Origin of the sequence: Streptomyces inhibens (genome assembly GCF_022221585.1) — a bacterium.
In the GTDB taxonomy this organism is placed as follows: domain Bacteria; phylum Actinomycetota; class Actinomycetes; order Streptomycetales; family Streptomycetaceae; genus Streptomyces; species Streptomyces inhibens.
Genome location: NZ_CP084681.1, coordinates 7,871,917 through 7,888,932 on the forward strand (window position 1 = coordinate 7,871,917; position 17,016 = coordinate 7,888,932).

At 71.1% G+C, this 17,016-nt stretch carries 16 protein-coding genes; 9 read left to right on the forward strand and 7 right to left on the reverse strand.

The window, feature by feature from the left end:
* Positions 1-13: 13 nt before the first annotated feature.
* A complete protein-coding gene (locus tag KI385_RS35280) occupies positions 14-238 on the reverse strand; it encodes a hypothetical protein (protein WP_238576110.1) in 225 nt (74 codons plus the stop codon).
* 356 nt (positions 239-594) lie between these two features.
* On the opposite strand from KI385_RS35280, the gene KI385_RS35285 reads away from it, so the two are divergent.
* Both KI385_RS35285 and KI385_RS35290 read left to right on the forward strand, forming a co-directional pair.
* Complete coding sequence (locus KI385_RS35285) at positions 595-2,445, forward strand: serine/threonine protein kinase (RefSeq protein ID WP_238576111.1); 1,851 nt, start codon at positions 595-597, stop codon at positions 2,443-2,445.
* 237 nt (positions 2,446-2,682) lie between these two features.
* Positions 2,683-2,973 carry a DUF5955 family protein gene (locus tag KI385_RS35290; protein WP_238577987.1) on the forward strand — a complete coding sequence of 97 codons (291 nt, stop codon included), beginning with the start codon at positions 2,683-2,685 and terminating at the stop codon, positions 2,971-2,973.
* A 139-nt stretch (positions 2,974-3,112) separates the two neighbouring features.
* Here the strand turns inward: KI385_RS35290 and KI385_RS35295 are convergent, their stop codons facing one another.
* On the reverse strand, positions 3,113-3,916 hold the full coding sequence (locus KI385_RS35295; RefSeq protein ID WP_238576112.1) for an IclR family transcriptional regulator: 804 nt from the start codon (positions 3,914-3,916) through the stop codon (positions 3,113-3,115).
* A gap of 267 nt (positions 3,917-4,183) precedes the next feature.
* On the opposite strand from KI385_RS35295, the gene KI385_RS35300 reads away from it, so the two are divergent.
* The 4 genes from KI385_RS35300 (at position 4,184) to alc (ending at position 9,190) form a co-directional block, all read left to right on the forward strand.
* Entirely contained in the window at positions 4,184-4,972 is a 789-nt protein-coding gene (locus KI385_RS35300; RefSeq protein ID WP_238576113.1) for an aspartate/glutamate racemase family protein, read from the forward strand.
* Between the two features lie 42 nt (positions 4,973-5,014).
* Entirely contained in the window at positions 5,015-6,562 is a 1,548-nt protein-coding gene (locus KI385_RS35305) for an NCS1 family nucleobase:cation symporter-1 (protein WP_238576114.1), read from the forward strand.
* 157 nt (positions 6,563-6,719) lie between these two features.
* Complete coding sequence (gene allB / locus KI385_RS35310; protein WP_238576115.1) at positions 6,720-8,063, forward strand: allantoinase AllB; 1,344 nt, start codon at positions 6,720-6,722, stop codon at positions 8,061-8,063.
* The gene (gene alc / locus KI385_RS35315) at positions 8,060-9,190 is read left to right on the forward strand and encodes an allantoicase (protein ID WP_238576116.1); all 1,131 of its coding nucleotides are present in this window, start codon (positions 8,060-8,062) and stop codon (positions 9,188-9,190) included. Before allB ends, alc begins: the two co-directional genes overlap by 4 nt.
* A 51-nt stretch (positions 9,191-9,241) precedes the next feature.
* Here the strand turns inward: alc and KI385_RS35320 are convergent, their stop codons facing one another.
* The 5 genes from KI385_RS35320 to KI385_RS35340 form a co-directional block, all read right to left on the reverse strand.
* On the reverse strand, positions 9,242-9,922 hold the full coding sequence (locus tag KI385_RS35320) for a thiaminase II/PqqC family protein (RefSeq protein WP_238576117.1): 681 nt from the start codon (positions 9,920-9,922) through the stop codon (positions 9,242-9,244).
* A 194-nt stretch (positions 9,923-10,116) separates the two neighbouring features.
* A complete protein-coding gene (locus KI385_RS35325; protein ID WP_238576118.1) occupies positions 10,117-12,807 on the reverse strand; it encodes a glycoside hydrolase family 84 protein in 2,691 nt (896 codons plus the stop codon).
* A gap of 140 nt (positions 12,808-12,947) precedes the next feature.
* Complete coding sequence (locus KI385_RS35330) at positions 12,948-13,127, reverse strand: DUF6126 family protein (protein ID WP_238576119.1); 180 nt, start codon at positions 13,125-13,127, stop codon at positions 12,948-12,950.
* Between the two features lie 35 nt (positions 13,128-13,162).
* Positions 13,163-13,789, reverse strand: a complete 627-nt coding sequence (locus tag KI385_RS35335) for a helix-turn-helix domain-containing protein (protein ID WP_238576120.1) — start codon at positions 13,787-13,789, stop codon at positions 13,163-13,165.
* Between the two features lie 107 nt (positions 13,790-13,896).
* On the reverse strand, positions 13,897-14,292 hold the full coding sequence (locus KI385_RS35340; protein ID WP_128511687.1) for a VOC family protein: 396 nt from the start codon (positions 14,290-14,292) through the stop codon (positions 13,897-13,899).
* Between the two features lie 167 nt (positions 14,293-14,459).
* Between KI385_RS35340 and KI385_RS35345 the strand changes: the two genes are divergently transcribed.
* From KI385_RS35345 to KI385_RS35355, 3 genes are all read left to right on the forward strand, one after another.
* On the forward strand, positions 14,460-14,909 hold the full coding sequence (locus tag KI385_RS35345; RefSeq protein ID WP_238576121.1) for a ribonuclease: 450 nt from the start codon (positions 14,460-14,462) through the stop codon (positions 14,907-14,909).
* Positions 14,910-15,299: 390 nt separating this feature from the next.
* Positions 15,300-15,968, forward strand: coding sequence for a bifunctional 4-hydroxy-2-oxoglutarate aldolase/2-dehydro-3-deoxy-phosphogluconate aldolase (locus KI385_RS35350; protein ID WP_238576122.1), 669 nt, complete (start codon positions 15,300-15,302; stop codon positions 15,966-15,968).
* A gap of 192 nt (positions 15,969-16,160) precedes the next feature.
* Positions 16,161-17,006 carry a transporter substrate-binding domain-containing protein gene (locus tag KI385_RS35355; protein ID WP_238576123.1) on the forward strand — a complete coding sequence of 282 codons (846 nt, stop codon included), beginning with the start codon at positions 16,161-16,163 and terminating at the stop codon, positions 17,004-17,006.
* Positions 17,007-17,016 lie beyond the last annotated feature (10 nt).

Below are 17,016 nucleotides of genomic sequence, written 5' to 3' on the forward strand. Positions count from 1 at the left end.
GTGGCTCCTCGGGTCAGGCTGCGTCACCGGACGCGCGTGGACGGGGAATGCTCGGCCGGAACCGGTCACGCAGATGATGCGTTCGCTCCTCCACGCGCCGGCGTTCGGCCACGTAGCGGTGTATGTGCTCCAGGGTGATCTCGGACGCATCGGACAGTCCGTACGCGTGACAGATGAGCTGCACGACGCTGACGCCGCGACGGTGCGGGCCGGTGCCGGGGCCGGAGTTGGACTCCATGGCATTCTCCGATCCAGTGATATGCCGGATATTTCCTTGAAAAGGAGAATGCTCCATCGCGCCGCCCCGTACGCATCGGATCACGAACGCCCATGCCAACGGGTGCCAGGGGGAACGCACGTGCTGACGCATAATCAGGCCGCATCGGGGCAGTGCCCGCATCGGGGGCATCCGCGACGCCTACGGGGTGTCAGGGCGCCAAAACCGGTCGCGAAACCGGCTCTTCGGACATGGTGTCACGTTCGCCGACCGGCGATGTCACGGTGTGGCGCGTGGCCGGATAAGGTTCTGCCCCGTTGCGGACATCGTGGCCGCCGTGCCAAATCGGCGGGCCATTTTCTGAGTCGGGGGACGTAGTGGTGAACAGTGTGGACCCGTCCGGGATCTTCCAGCCGCTGGAAGGTGACGACCCGCGGGTGATTGCGGGCTACCGCCTCACGGCGAAGCTCGGCTCCGGCGGTATGGGCAAGGTCTATCTCTCCTACACGCCCGGCGGACGGCCGGTGGCCATCAAGGTGATCCGGCCCGAGTTCAGCGAGGACACCGAGTTCCGGCGCCGCTTCAAGCAGGAGGTGCAGTCCGCGCAGCGTGTGCAGGGGCTGTTCACCGCGCCGGTCATCGACAGCGACGCCGAAGGCCCCAGCCCCTGGCTCGCCACCGCGTATGTCCCCGGCCCCTCGCTCGCCGCGGCGGTCGCCGCACATGGGCGGCTGCCGGTCCCCACGGTGCTGCTGATGGTCGCCGGAATCGCCGAGGCGCTGCAGGTCATCCATGGCGCGGGCATCGTGCACCGCGATCTGAAGCCGTCCAATGTGCTGCTGGCCGCCGACGGCCCGCGCGTCATCGACTTCGGTATCGCCCGCGCCGCCGACGCCACCTCCCTGACGAGCAGCGGCGTCACCGTCGGCACCCCCACCTTCATGGCGCCCGAGCAGGCCGCGGGCAGCACCATCACCCCCGCCACGGACATCTTCGCGCTCGGCCAGGTCGCGGCGTACGCGGCCATCGGCACCCCGGCGTTCGGCGAGGGCACCTCGCACGGCGTGCTCTACCGCATCGTCCACGAAGAGCCGGATCTGACCGGACTCCCCGAGGAGCTGCGGGAGTTGGTCACCCGCTGCCTGGCCAAGGACGCGTCGGCCCGGCCGTCCGTCGCCGAGGTGATCGAGCTGTGCGGCGCGGCCTCCGGCCAGACGCAGCTGCGCCGCCCCGAGGAGTGGCTGCCCACCGCCGTCGCCGCCGACATCACCACGCGTGCGGCCGCACCGGCACCCGCGCAGACGCCCCCGCCCCCGCTGGAGGCGCCCACCGCGGGCGCTCCGGCCCAGCCGCAGGGTCTGCCCGCTCAGCCGCCGGTCCAGCCGGCGCAGCCGCCCACCCAGCCCGCGCCGCCCGTCGCGCCGGTGCCGACCGCGCTGAACCACCCGCAGACCCCGCCGCCCGGCTTCGGGCCCGCGGCGTATGCGCCGACCGCGCCGACCGCGCCGGTGGCCGGCGGCCCGGGCGCCACCGGACTGACGGCCACCGGCCCGATGGCCGCGGCGCCGGCCCCGCAGCCGCCGAAGAAGAAGCGCAAGGGCCTGGTCACCGCCCTGGTGCTGGTCGGCCTGCTGGCCTTCGCGGGCGCCGGCGGCGGTCTCGTCTACGCCGTCATGAAGGGCGACGGTCAGAAGAAGAGCAACCAGGCCGCCGACAACAAGAAGGCCAAGAACAGCGGCGCTTCGCCGTCGCCCACCGAGGACCCGACGGCGAGCCCCGGTGGTGACGAGAGCAACGCCCCCGCCACCCCGGCGCAGGACCCGACTCCGGTCGACTACAAGAACATCAACCTGCCCGACGAGTACCACCTGTCGCTGTCCGACGAGCCGGTCAAGCCGACCAACTCGGACAACGACACGAACGCCGACTTCCAGTACACGGACAACAGCTACTCGGACGACCAGGTCGACACCGAGACCGGCAAGCTGGTGCTGCTCGACGCCGGCCAGGAGGGCTCGCTCGACACCTGCCGCAGTGACACCCGGTTCACCGAGACCATCCTGACCAAGCAGCTCACCAAGGGCGCGCAGATGTGCCTGACCACCAACTACGGCCATGTCGCGCTGATCACCTTGAAGGGCTACTCGCCGAAGTCGGGCCCCAGCAGCTACATGACCGTCGATGTGCGGGTGTGGCGCAACGCGGTGCAGCCCAAGCAGGACTCCTGATCAGGACTCCTGATCGGGACTCCTGACCAGCAGGACTCCTGAGGCTCGGGGCCCGTCCTTCCGGACGGGCCCCTGCCGCTTCCCGCGGGGACGGCGGCCGGATCCCCCCGGTGATCCGATTTTTTCGCTCTCCGTATGGCGCGATCAGCGCAGAGTGGCGTTAACTGTCCCGCATTGTGGAACGGCACGGCCTTGGAGGACGCCGTCGTTGTGGAACAGCTGCAGAGGGACGGACGAGTGACCGGGGTCGAGCGTGATCCACGTGTCCAGGAGCTGCGCGGGGCGGTGGCCCGGCTGCGCCGTCAACTGGCCGTGCTTCCGGGGGAGTTACCGGACCGGGCGGTCGCCGACGACGAGCTGGCCGCATTGGACGCGATGGTGAGCCATGGGATGCCGGAAGTGCCCCGGCTGCGCCGCTCGTTGCTGCTGATCGCCGGCGCGGTCGGCTCGGTGAGCGCGCTGTCGCCCGCGCTGACGGAGGTACGCGAGGGCATCGACCGCTTCGGCGAGCTGCCGCGCGGCTGGTGACCGGGGGTGCGGCGCGGACATCCGGCGCGCGGGCCGGTCGCGTGACCCGGCGTCCGGAGCTTGGACCTGGCGCGCGGACCGGAGGCGTACGCGGCCCCCGACCCACTGGCGTACTGCGCGCTGCGCCTCCGCGCTGCCGCTATGCCGGCGTCTGGTTGGCGAGCGCCACCGACAGCTGCGCCGCGACGTCCTGCAGCACCGGCACGATCTTGTCGGTCGAGGCCTCCGTCACGCGGCCGGTCGGGCCGGAGATGGAGATCGCCGCCGAGGTGGGGGAGTTGGGCACCGGCACCGCGAGGCAGCGGACACCGATCTCCTGCTCGTTGTCGTCGACCGCGTAGCCCAGCCGGCGGACGTCGGCGAGCGCCTCCAGGAAGTGGTCCGGGTTGGTGATCGTCTTCTCGGTCGCGGCGGGCATGCCCGTACGGCCGAGCAGCGCGCGGACCTCCTCCGGCGGGTGGTTGGCCAGCAGGGCCTTGCCCACACCGGTGGAGTGCGGCAGCACCCGGCGGCCGACCTCGGTGAACATCCGCACCGCGTGCCGGGACGGCACCTGGGCGACATAGACGATCTCGTCGCCGTCGAGCAGCGCCATGTTGGCGGTCTCACCGGTCTCCTCGACCAGGCGGGCCAGGAACGGCCGGGCCCAGGTGCCCAGCAGTCGTGAGGCGCTCTCGCCGAGCCGGATCAGGCGGGGGCCGAGTGCGTAGCGGCGGTTGGGCTGCTGGCGGACGTAGCCGCAGGCCACGAGCGTACGCATCAGACGGTGGATGGTGGGCAGCGGCAGCCCGCTGCTGGCGGAGAGCTCGCTCAGGCCGACCTCGCCACCGGCGTCGGCCATCCGCTCGAGCAGGTCGAAGGCGCGCTCGAGGGACTGGACGCCGCCGCTGGCGCCTGCGGGCTTGGCTTCGGCGGCGGAGGTGCTGGCGCTGGACGGCGGCACGGCGCGTTCCTTTCGGGGCGGGTCGGATCGGTCTCGGCTGGGACTTGCGGGCGCCGGGCCCGACCGGAGCAGCCTACCGGTCCCCTTACGTTGACACACGGTCTCTCGCACACTCGTTCCCGCCGGTCAGGCCCTCTTTGTCCCATGGTGCGAGCCGCCGGGAGGGTCCTGGTCGCGATCTCTTGACGGTGCCAGTGGCCATAGCTACGTTCTGCTACGCGAAACCTACTGTCCATTCTGTGGAATCCTCCAAATCGCTGGAGTGTCATGCGCATTCTCGTCATGAACCCGAACACCACGGCTTCCATGACCGCTTCGATCCGCGCCACCGCCACCGCAGCCGCCGCCCCGGGCACCGAGATCATCGCCACCGAACCCCGGTGGGGACCGGAGTCCATCGAGGGCCACTTCGAGGGCTGTCTCAGCGCCGCGGCCGTCCTGGACCGCCTCGCCACCCTCGATACGCCCTTCGACGCGCTGGTCATGGCCGGTTTCGGCGAGCCGGGCCGGGAGGGCGCCCAGGAGCTGCTCGACGTACCCGTACTCGACATCACCGAGAGCGCCGCCCAGATGGCGATGATGCTCGGCCACGCTTACGGCATCGTCACCACCCTCGACCGGGCCGTACCGCAGATCCGGGACCGGCTGCTGACCGCCGGGCTGCTGCAGCGCTGCGCCGCCGTCCGTGGCACCGGGCTCGGCGTCCTGGAGCTGGAGCGGGACGAGGAGCGCACCGTTGAGGTGGTCATCGAGACCGCTCGTGAGGTGGTCCGGGCCGGTGCCGAGGTGATCTGCCTGGGCTGTGGCGGGATGGCCGGGCTCCAGGAGAAGGTCGCCGCGGCGCTCGGACTGCCCGTGGTGGACGGGGTCGCCGCGGCGGTGAAGTTCGCCGAGGCGGTCGTCGGCCTCGGGCTGACCACCAGTACGGGACGCAGCTTCGCGCCGCCCCGCCCGAAGACCATCGGCTGCTGGCCGCTGAGCACACATCTGCCCCTGGAGCGCGCTCAGGGCTCCGCATGTAACACCGAATTTTCCGCACAGACATCAGGCATCTGACAACTGATCCCTAAGCTCCACCCAACCTGCCTGGGAGGACACGTGACCACACCCCCGAAGCCCCCGCAGCCGGACCCGCGGCTCTTCAACGAGGACCTCGCACCGGCCCCCGAGCGCAAATGGGGCACGTACAGCATCTTTGCGCTGTGGATGTCCGACACCCACGCGATCAGCAACTACGCCTTCGCCGCCAGCCTGTTCGTGCTCGGCCTGCCGGCCTGGGAGGTGTTTCTCTCGCTGCTGACCGGCATCTCGATCGTCTACGTCCTGATGAACCGGATGGGCCACGCCGGCCACCGCACCGGCGTCCCCTATCCGGTGCTCGCCCGTGCCAGCTGGGGCGTGTACGGCGCCAACATCCCCGCGCTGCTGCGCGCGATCATGGCCGTGGCCTGGTACGGCATCCAGACCTGGCTGGCCTCGACCGCGGTGGTCCTGCTGACGCTGCAGCTCGCACCCGGGCTGGACGCCTACAACCACAACTCGGTGCTGGGCCTGTCCACCCTGGGCTGGATCGCGTTCATGGTGATGTGGGGGCTACAGGCCGTCCTGCTGACCCGCGGGATGGAGTTCATCCGCAAGGTCCAGGACTTCGCGACCGGCCCGGTGGTCTGGCTCGTCGTGCTCGCGCTCGCGGTGTATCTGGTCGTCAAGGCCGGCGGCGATATCTCGCTGACCCGCAGCATCACCGGCCTCAGCGGTCCCGCGCAGGTCGAGCAGAGCCTGATCGCGGTCAGTCTGACCGTCGCCACCTTCCTGACCCTGGTCCTCAACTACGCCGACTTCGCCCGCTTCACGCCCGACCACCGCTCCTACCGGCGCGGCAATCTGATCGGGCTGCCGGTGAACTTCACCGCCTTCGCGGTGGTCGCCGTACTGGTCACCGCGGGCACCATCTCGGTCTTCGGTGAGGCGATCTACGACCCGGTGAAGGTGATCCAGAAGATCGACGACCCGGTGGTCACCGTCATCGGCGCGCTGGCCTTCATCGTCGCCACCATCGGCATCAATGTCGTCGCCAACTTCGTCTCGCCCGCCTACGACTTCGCCAACCTCGCGCCCAAGTATCTGGACTTCAAGCGCGGCGGCATGATCACCGCGGTCCTGGCCATCGTCGTCATGCCCTGGAAGCTGTACTCCTCGGCGCTGGTGATCCAGTACTTCCTGGGGGCGCTGGGTGCCTTCCTCGGCCCCCTGGTGGCGATCCTTCTCGTCGACTACTACCTGGTGCGCCGTGGCCGGATCGATGTCGATGCGCTGTTCTCGGCCGACGCCGAGGGCGCGTACTTCTACCGCAAGGGCTTCAACCCCAAGGCCGTGATCGCCTTCCTGCCGGCCGCCGCGGTCTCCGCAGCGCTCGCCCTGGTCCCGGCCTTCGACGCGGTGGCGCCGTTCTCCTGGATCTTCGGAATGGCGTTCTCCGGCGCGCTCTACGTCCTGGTCTCCGGCCGTGACCGGGCCGCGGCGGGCGCCGGTCCGATCCCCGAGGGCATCATCCCGTCGCAGGTCAGGGTCGTTGTGTGGGAGGAGCCCGGGACGCCCGAGGGGCCCGGGGTGATCGCCGCGCCGGTGCCGGCCAAGGGGTCTTGACGGGCCGGGGTCCGGAGTGAAGACTCATTCAACAGACTGTTGAATTCCGCATAGCGTTCCGATGGGGAATTCGCGCCGTGGACGTCCGGCCCTGGGCGGCCGTGCGTCCCGTGCGCCGTCGGGCAACGATGAAGACACGATACGAGGAGGGGACTGGGTGTCCGAAATAGAGCTGGTGCTGCGCTCCACGCGCGTCGTCACCCCGCAGGGCACGCGCGCCGCGACCGTCACCGTCAAGGACGGCAGGATCGCCGCGGTGCTCCCGCACGACGCCGAGGCCCCGGCCGGGGCGCGGGCCCGGGACTTCGGTGACGACGTCCTGCTGCCCGGCCTCGTCGACACCCACGTCCATGTCAACGACCCCGGCCGCACCGAGTGGGAGGGCTTTTGGACGGCCACCCGCGCGGCCGCGGCGGGCGGTATCACCACCCTCGTGGACATGCCGCTCAACAGCCTCCCGCCCACCACCACCGCGGCCCACCTCGACACCAAGCGCGAGGTCGCCCGCAGCAAGGCCCATATCGACGTCGGCTTCTGGGGCGGCGCCATCCCCGGCAACGTCAAGGACCTGCGCCCGCTCCACGACGCCGGGGTCTTCGGCTTCAAGTGCTTTCTGTCGCCCTCCGGCGTGGACGAGTTCCCCGAGGTCGACCAGGAGCAACTGGCCGCCGCCCTGGGCGAGATCGCCGGCTTCGACGGTCTGCTGATCGTGCACGCCGAGGACCCGGGCCACCTGGAGGCGGCACCCGAGCCGCACGGCCCCAAGTACGCCGACTTCCTCGCCTCACGCCCCCGTATCTCCGAGAACGACGCCATCGCCGGGCTGATCGCCCTCGCCAAGCGGCTGGGCGCGCGAGTGCACGTCCTGCATCTGTCCTCCAGCGACGCGCTGCCGCTGATCGCCGCCGCCAAGCGCGAGGGCGTCAAGATCACCGTCGAGTCCTGTCCACACTTCCTGACCCTGGTCGCCGAGGACATCCCGGACGGCGCGACGGAGTTCAAGTGCTGCCCGCCGATCCGCGAGGCCGCCAACCAGGACGCGCTGTGGGAGGGGCTGGCCGACGGCACCATCGACTGCATCGTCTCCGACCACTCGCCCTCCACCGCCGACCTCAAGACCGCCGACTTCGGCGCGGCCTGGGGCGGCATCTCCTCCCTCCAGCTCGGCCTGCCCGCCATCTGGACCGCGGCCCGTGAGCGCGGCCACTCCCTCGACGATGTCGTGCGCTGGATGGCCACCGCCCCGGCGGCGCTGGTCGGCCTCGACCAGAAGGGCGCCATCGAGCCCGGCCGGGACGCCGACTTCACGGTCCTCGCGCCCGAGGAGACCTTCACCGTCGACCCGCAGGCCCTCCAGCACCGCAACAAGATCACCGCGTACGCCGGGAAGACCCTGTACGGCGTCGTCCGGTCCACCTGGCTGCGCGGCCGGCAGATCAACGACGGCGCCACCCTCGCCGAGCCCACCGGCGAGCTGCTCGAAAGGTCGCACCCCGCATGACCACCGCCGACATACCCCGCTACACCGGCGACGCCGGCCCCTACGCGGGCGGCGACCCGTACGCCGACTACCGCACCCCCGGCCCGGCCGGCTTCCCCTTCACCCACCTCCCCGACCTCGCGGACCGCCGGCTCGGCGCGGGCGTACTCGCCGCCAACGACGAGTTCTTCGCCGAGCGGGAGAACCTTCTCAAGCCCGAGCCCGCCCACTTCGACCCCGAGGCCTTCGGCCACAAGGGCAAGATCATGGACGGCTGGGAGACCCGCCGCCGGCGCGGCACCGACGGCGAGCACCCGTTCCCGACGGACGAGGACCATGACTGGGCGCTGATCCGCCTCGGCGCACCCGGCGTGATCCACGGCATCATCGTCGACACCGCGCACTTCCGCGGCAACTACCCGCAGTCCGTCAGCGTCGAGGGCGCCTGCGTCGAGGGCTCCCCCTCGCGCGCCGAACTCCTCGCCGACGACGTCCTGTGGACGCCCCTCGTCCCGCGCACCGTCATCGGCGGACACGCCGCCAACGGCTTCGTGGTCACGGCCGGGCGCCGCCTCACCCATCTGCGTCTCAACCAGCACCCCGACGGAGGCGTGGCCCGCCTCCGCGTCCACGGCGAGGTCGTCCCGGCACCCCACTGGCTCGCCGCGCTGGGCACCTTCGACGTCGCCGCACTGGAGAACGGCGGCCAGGTCGAGGATGCGTCGGACCGCTTCTACTCCTCGCCCACCCACACCATCCAGCCGGGCCGCTCCCGCAAGATGGACGACGGCTGGGAGACCCGGCGCCGCCGCGGCACCGGCAACGACTGGGTCCGCTACCGCCTCACCGAGCAGTCCGTGATCCGCGCGGTGGAGATCGACACCGGCTATCTCAAGGGCAACTCGGCAGGCTGGGCCGCCCTGTTCGGACGCGACGGCGAAAGCGGCGACTGGACCGAACTCCTGCCCCGTACCCGCCTGCAGCCCGACACCGTCCACCGCTTCCTGCTGGACGACGCCCCCGCCGTCACCCACGTCCGGATCGACATCTTCCCGGACGGCGGCATCGCCCGGCTGCGGCTGCACGGCTCACTCACCGAGCAGGGTGCCCGCCAACTGGCAGCTCGCTACGAGGAGTTGGGCGGCTGATGCAGACCGGTCCCGGTGGCTCCGGCGAACCGCCGACGCCGCCGGACCGGATCAGTCGGCGACGGAGTTCCAGAACATGAGTTCGTACGCCTGGAGGAGGCGGCCGTAGCGGTGCGCCGCGGCCGGCTGCGCCTGGCCGGTTTCGAGGCCGTGCTGCACCGCCGCGCGCGCATGCTCCTCGACGGCCGGCGCCGGTTCGGCGAAGAACGCGAAGAACTCACAGGCCGCGTCGGGAAACCCGTAGTGGTCGCGCATCGCGGCCTCGACGGTCGCGCAATAGCCGGCCCAGGCCGCGAAGTTGGCGGTCAGCGCGATCACCACATCGGTCGGCTCGGCGCCGAGGGCGAGCCGCGCCGCGTAGGAGGGGTAGGCCTGGCAGCCGGGCCGCGGCCGGTAGCCGGTGATGTCCCGCGCGGTCAGCTCACAGGCCTCGGTCAGCCCGGCCAACTGCGTCAGCGCCAGCGCCTCACCCTGGGCGAGCAGATCGAAGAAGTCGGCCACAGGCGGGTCACCGTCCGCCCGCCGCGCCAGATGCTGGAAGCTGAGGCGGTCGGCGGTGATCACCTGGTGCTGTTCGAGGGCGAAGGTGGCGAACACCGAGCGCGGCGCCTCGCCCGCCTCGATCCGCGCGACCAGCGGGTTGGCGTCACGGTCCGGGGCGAGCGCACGGACCGCCTCGTCGAGCACGGCGGCCGCGGTCGGACGAGGGGCGTCGGGGGCGGGTCGGGCCATGGGGTCGGTCTCCTCCGGGTGGGGCGCCAGGACTGCGGCCGGGGCCTCAGATTAGGACGCGCCACGGAGACCGAGGGCACGATGACGCGGCGCGCCGGGAGCGTGTCCAAACCTGCCCGGGCTCATGAAGTTGCAGGCGAGGCCTGCCAGCGGCACCGGCCCCCGGAGCGCCCCTCGGCGCGGCTCCGTTTCTCTCAGTGCAGGATCACCTCATTGACCTCGGGTGCCGCCGACCCGGCCCGCCATGTCAGTCGTACGCTCTCGATCGCGCCGTCGCCCGCCGCCAGGCGCGTATAGGCGCCGGACAGTGCGCCGAGCGTGTGCCAGGCGCCGCCCGTACGGACCTCGACCTTCGCCGCCCCGGCCGGTGCGCCCTGGGGTCGCAGTACGGTCACGGAGCGTGCCGTACGGGGGGTGTCCGGTGTGCACTCCAGCGCCTCGCCGGGCTGCGCCGCGCGCGCCGCCCGGTAGGCGGTCGCGGGGTCGCCGTCCACCGCGGACCGCAGCGCGCTGCCCTCCGCGGCGGGCGGGCCGCCGGCCACCGTCATCCGATCGGAACCGGCGACCGTGAACTCCCGTACCACGAGCCAGTTGTCCTGCGCCTGGGTGGCCCGGGCGCGGAGGTACCGGGCCTTGGTGCCGGCCGGCGGATCGATGCTCACCTCGGCCTTTCCGTCGAAGGTGGCCAGCCGCCGCCAGTTCTTGTGGTCCGAGGAGTACTCCAGGACGCCGTGCCGCAGATAGTCGTCCGGGCTGCCGCTCTTGGCCATGGCCAGGGTGACGGTGCCCAGCGGGCGCTCGGCGTGCAGATCCAGCTCGACGTACGAACCGGCCTTGGGTGCCGCGCCGCTCCAGAAGTACGTGGCGTCATCGCCATCGGTCATCCGGGAGACCGCGTTGTCCTGATGGACGGAGAGATCCGTCGACCCCTTGGGGCGGCCGGTGATGCCCAGCGCCCTGTCATGCGCGGCCACCGCATCCTCGATGAAGGTGTCCAGCACACCGTCGGCCACCAGCACCGGGATCTTCTTCCCCGTCATGTCGACATAGACGAAGGACTTGGCGTTCCGTACCAACTCCGGGATGCGCTGCCGTAGTTGCCAGGCCTTCGCATCGTCGCCCGCCTTGGTCGCCTCGATCAGCCGGAGCGCGGTACGCGCCGCGACACCCCAGGCGTGGGTCGCGTCCAGCCACGGCTCGCCGTCGTCGAGGAATCCCCGGTCGGCCAGGCGGTCGCGCAGCACCGCCGGTGAGTCCTGGAGGCCGCGCAGTGTCGCGTCGAGCCGTCGCGCGTCCTCGTTCTTGCCGAACTCCTCGATGGCGGCGGCGATTTCGGGTGCCTGCTGCGGGTTGAGCGAGGAGGAGTAGTTGGCGTCCGCGAAGGCCCGCAGCGCCCGCGCCGTACGGGCGTCACCTCCGGCCAGCTCCTCGATCGCGGCGCCCCAGGAGGCACGGGCGTCATAGGCCCGGTCGTTCCACGCATAGTCGGCCACCGTGTGCAGCGCGATCTTGGACGCGGCGGGCTGGATCATCGGGTTGGCGGTGATGCCCGCCAGCTGCTCCGGCAGTCCCTTCTCGCGGCCGTTGAACGGCCCGAGCAGCAGCCGGCTGGTCACATAGTCGTTGACCGGGTAGTTGTCCCAGGTCAGGATCTGGTGCCCGAAGACCTCCCGCGCCTGCCGGGCCTGGGCGACGGTCATCGTCGGCGCGATCACGCCCACGCCCGTCCACTCCACCAGTACGTTCCCGTCCAGCTGGGTGGCCAGCGCCTTCTTGTACGGCGACGGCTTCACGTCGTAGTACTCGGTCGGCACCATCTGCAGCGGCTCGGCGCCCGGATGCTTGGCGATGAACTCCTGGTTGACGCGATTGAGGAGATGCGCCTGCGCCGTACCCGCCGCCCCGCCGCCGGTCCCGAACCTGTCCTTGTCGGCCGCGCAGTTCCAGTCCGTATAGCTGATGTCGTCCAGCGGCACCGCGAACGTCCGTACGCCGATGTCCCACAGGGTCTGGAACTTGCCGGTCAGCGCCTTGAGGTCGGCGTCCGAGCTGTAGCAGACGGACAGTCCGGGCGAGAGCGCATAGGTGAACTCCACATGCCGCGCCCGCGCCCGGTCCACCAGCTCCTTGATCTGCGTGAGCTGCTCGGCGGGATAGGGGTCGCGCCACTTCTCCCGCAAGTAGGCATCGTCCTTCGGCGAGTAGACGTAGAGGTTCATCTTGTGCGCGCCGTAGAAGTCGAGCTGGTCCAGGCGGGCCCGGTGCGACCAAGGGGTGCCGTAGAAGCCCTCGATGACACCGCGCAGCGGGGTGGCCGGCCAGTCCCGTACGACGGTGCCGCGCACCTGGGCCCCGGGCCGCTCGCGGTGCGGCAGCAGCTGGCGCAGCGACTGCGCGGCGTAGTAGGTGCCGGTGGCGTCCTTGCCGGACAGCGCGATCCGGCCCTCGCCGACGGCCAGCGCGTAGCCCTCGGCCGGCAGCCCGTCGGTGCCCCGGGCGCCCAATTCCCGCAGCGCCCGCGCCGCGCCCGCCCCGTCCACGTACACCGTCAGCTGCTTGCCGCCCGGCGCCCGCCCGGCCCGTACGACCCGGTCCGCGCCGGCGTCCTTGAGCGACTTCTCGACGAGCGCCAGGGCCGCGGCGTCGGCCTTCGGGGCGGCGACGACGGTCACGGACGGGGTGACGGTGACCCGGTCGGAGCGACCGCGGACGGATTGCGGGGTGGGGGAGACGGCGGAGCCGGAACCAACGGTTCCGGGGCTGTCCCGGGTGGCATCACGGGCCGCGGGCCCGGTGGCGCCGGGCGGCCCCGCCATGCCCGTCAGGGGGATCACGGCGAGAGCCAGGGCCAGCGCGGTGGCCGACGCGGTGCGCTTACGGTGCATCCTTGGGTCCTCCTCGGTGCAGCGAGGTTCAGCGACGCGTGCGGTGCGTGCGCTGCGCGGCAGCAGGCTTCACCCGCTCGCCGCGCCGGGGCAATGGACTTTCGGACCCGATGGATGGACGTTGCACCCGCCGCGCGGCGTCACCGCGTCTTGGCGATGATCACCAGCAGGCTCATGAAGGCCAGCAGCACATGCGTTGCGACGACGTAGATGAACACCCGCACATACAGCCCACGGGGTGGCTTGTTCTCGACGTACTTCCGCGCGGGCGTCGTCTCCGGGAGCGACTCGGGTGACAAAGGAGTGGTCTGATCGGGCACGTCGTACGGTCCTTCCCTCGATGCGGCGCCCGGGCTCACAGCCCGCGGCGTACGGCGTCGTCGCCCAGGCACAGCTCGGCGGCGCCGCTCTGCAGCAGCGTGTGCACGAACAACAGGTCGGTCCCGCCCGGTGAGGCGGCGGCGATTCGGTGCGGGGTGAGCGAGTCGAAGTGCGCCGCGTCCCCCGGGTCCAGCAGATGCACCGCCGCACCGAGCGTCAGCCGCAGCCGCCCCTCCAGGACGTACAGCCACTCCTCGCCCGGATGCACCCGCACCAGATCGCCCTGCGCCCGCCGCGGCACATGCACCCGCAGCGCCTGCATCGCCCGCCCGGCGCCGCCCACGGGCCAGTAGGTCCAGCCGCCGGCCTCGGACGGCTCCGTACGGTCGGCCCGCACGATCGGGTCCCGCTCCGGCTCCGTCTCGCCGAGCAGGTCGGATACCGTGGTTCCGTACGTACGGGCGAGGGCCAGCAGCATCGGCAGCGACGGCTGGCGCTGGTTGGTCTCCAGCCGCGACAGATGGGCGGGCGACAGCCCCACCCGTCGGGCCGCGGACTCCAGCGTGAGGCCACTACGTCGCCGCAGGTCACGCAGGCGCGGCGCGACGGTGGAAAGCTCCTCCGGCGGTGCGCCGGAGGGCTCGTCGGGGAGCTCGGTCATATGCCTGGTATAGCGAGCCCTCGCCTCTCAGGCAAAAGTTTTGCCTCTCAGGCAAAAGGCCCGCCCGGTGGTGCGGAGAGCGGGCCGTTGTCCATCGGCGGCGGGCCTCACCGCCCGGCGTCCTCCGGGTACCAGCGCAGCTCGACGGTGTTCCCGTCCGGATCCTGTACGTAGATCGACTGCGCCTCGCCACGCGCGCCGTAACGGCCGACCGGCCCCTCCAACACGGTGAAGGCGCCCGAGTCGACGACCTCCTGCCAGTCCAGCGGCTCCACGACGAGGCAGAAGTGGTCCACACGGGACTCGCCGGCCCCGTCGCGCGGCCGGCTGATCAGATCGATGATCGTGGTCGGACTGACCCGCACCGACGGGAACGGGGCCGCACCGGCCCGCCACTCGTCCACCCGGACCGGCTCCAGTCCGAGGGGTCCGCAGTAGAACTCCAGCGCGCGCTCGATGTCCTGGACATTGAGCACCAGGTGATCGAAGTCCTTGACCTGCATGGGCAACCTCCGGTGAGGGGGATTCAGTGATCATCTACCTGCTCATCATGCCCCCTCGCGGACATCGGTGGGACGGCTGAACAAATGGGGTGACCTTGTGAACTCCCGGGAAACTTCCACCCCTTGGGATTGACAGGGCCATGTCTACGCGCGTCATTCTGGAGGGCATGAGAATCCCCCCACGGATCACCAGGATCGGCGCCGCCGGCGCCCTCGTATCGGCCCTTCTCATCGGCGGGACCGCGGTCACCGCCACACCCGCCGTCGCCACGGCCCCTGCGGCCACCTCGTACGCCGCGACGGCACACGCCACGTCCGTGCACGTCAAGGACGTCGGCAAAGTCTGCTACTCCAAGCTGCCCTCCCAGGCCCACGACACCCTGGACCTGATCGCGAAGGGCGGGCCCTACCCGTATCCGAAGGACGGGACGGTCTTCGACAACCGCGAAGGCATCCTCCCCTCCCAGAGCACCGGCTACTACCACGAGTTCACCGTCATCACTCCGGGCTCGCCCGACCGCGGTGCGCGTCGCATCGTGACCGGCGAGCAGCAGGCCGAGGACTACTACACCGCCGACCACTACAAGTCGTTCGATCTCGTCGACCGCAGCTGCTGAGACCGGCAGGCGAACTCTGAGCGGACCCGCCGTCCCGGCGGGCCGAGGAAGCCGGCAGGACGCCGGCTCAACGGGCCCACAGGCCCGGGAAAATGAACCCGCGGCGGCCGGGGTGCACACGCACCCCGGCCGCCGCCGTGTTGTGCGCCCCCTCCCACCTCGCTCTTCTCGGATTCTTGGCAGAGGGGGCGCGCGGGGCGCACCCCCCGAGGGAGGATTGTCAGTGGTTCCCGGTAGCGTTTCGGTGGAAACGAGGAGCGGGCGGGCATCGGCGGACAAGAGACCATGTGCGGTCAGCTGCCGCGGCGCGCCCCGGAAAGTGCCGTATCCGCCGTCGACCATGGCGAGACGGCACGAAGCGCAGGAGACAAGGAAGGACGGCGAACTGCCGTGTATCGCTGGGAGATCACCCGGGCCGCACTGGCGCAGCGTGTTTTCGCCATCGTCCGCAGCGCGACGTACGACGAGGCGAGCGCCACCGCCGACACCCTGCTGTCGGCCGGCATCACCAGCCTGGAGATATCCCTGACCACCCCCTTCGCACTGGAAGCGGTCACCACTCTCACCCGTGAGCTGGGCGACGACGCGGTCATCGGCGCGGGCACGGTCCTTGACGCGGTGTCGGCCCGGATGGCGGTCGACGCGGGCGCCCGCTACCTGGTCTCGCCGAGCCTCGACGCCGAGGTCATCCGCACCGGCCATCGCTATGGAGTCCCGGTCTTCCCCGGGGTGTCGACGCCGACCGAGATGGTCCGGGCGCTCGAACTCGGCGCGGACGCGGTCAAGTTGTTCCCCGCCTCGGGGCACAGCCCGTCCTGGCTGAAGGAGGTGCGTGCCGCGCTGCCGCAGGTGCCGGTGCTGCCGACGGGCGGGGTCACGGTCGACGGGGCACCGGAGTGGATCGCCGCGGGCGCCGTGGCCGTCGGCATGGGCTCGGCGCTTTCCGAAGGCGACCGCGACACCGTCGCCAAGCGCGCCGCCGACCTTCTCGCCCGCCTCGCCGAAGCCACCCCCGACCGCCCGGCGATGCGCGGCACCGCGGACCTCTACGAGGACTGAGCGCCCGCCTCCGCCCGGTGCTGCCTCCCGACCCTCCGGCAGTCCACCAACCGGTCAAGGGGTTCACCCGGAGCCATGGGCTCTGCCACTCTGAGCGCTTCGATCACGTGATCATGCCGCGGCCGTGTGCTGTGTGCCCGGCTCACCGCTGCCGGCCGCGTGACCACCCGATCCGGAGCCAGAGGAGCCCCCATGAAGCGCGCCGCCACGCTGTCCGCCATCACCTGTCTGCTCGCCGTCACCGCCGCCGCCCCGGCGGCCTCGGACACCCCCGCCCCCGTACGAGCGGCCGCTTCCATGGCCGGCAAGCAGGCCTCGGCCCCCGGCAAACCGTCGGCCCTCGACACCGTCCCCCGCCGCGGTGTGCTGCGGGTCTGCACCACCGGCGACTACCGCCCCTTCAGCCACCTCGATCCCGCAACCGGCACCTACCGCGGCGTGGACATCCAGATGGCCGAGGACCTCGCCAAGAGCCTGGACGCCAAGCCTCGTTACGTCGCCACGACCTGGGCCAAGCTCGTCGGCGACCTGTCGGCCGGCCGCTGTGACATCGCCATGGGCGGGGTCTCGATCACCCTCCCGCGCGCCCGCGCCGTCTACTTCAGCGAGCCCACCCGCACCGACGGCAAGACCCCCGTCGTGCGCTGCGCGGACAAGGACAAGTACCGGACGCTGGAGCAGATCGACCAGCCGGGCACCAAGGTCATCGTCAACCCCGGTGGCACCAATGAGCAGTTCGCCCGCGCCCACATCAAGCGCGCCACCCTCACCGTCCACCCCGACAACACCACGATCTTCGACGAGATCATCGCGGGCCGCGCGGATGTGATGATGACGGACGCCAGCGAGACCCGCTATCAGGCCAAGATCCACCCCGAACTGTGCTCGGTCCACCCGGACGACCCGTTCACCTTCTCCGAGAAGGCCTACGCCCTGCCCCGCGGCGACAACGAGTTCAAGGCGTACGTGGACCAGTGGGTACACCTGGCCACGCACGACGGGACGTACCGCAAGTACGAGGACGACTGGATGAAGTAGTCGGCCCGTG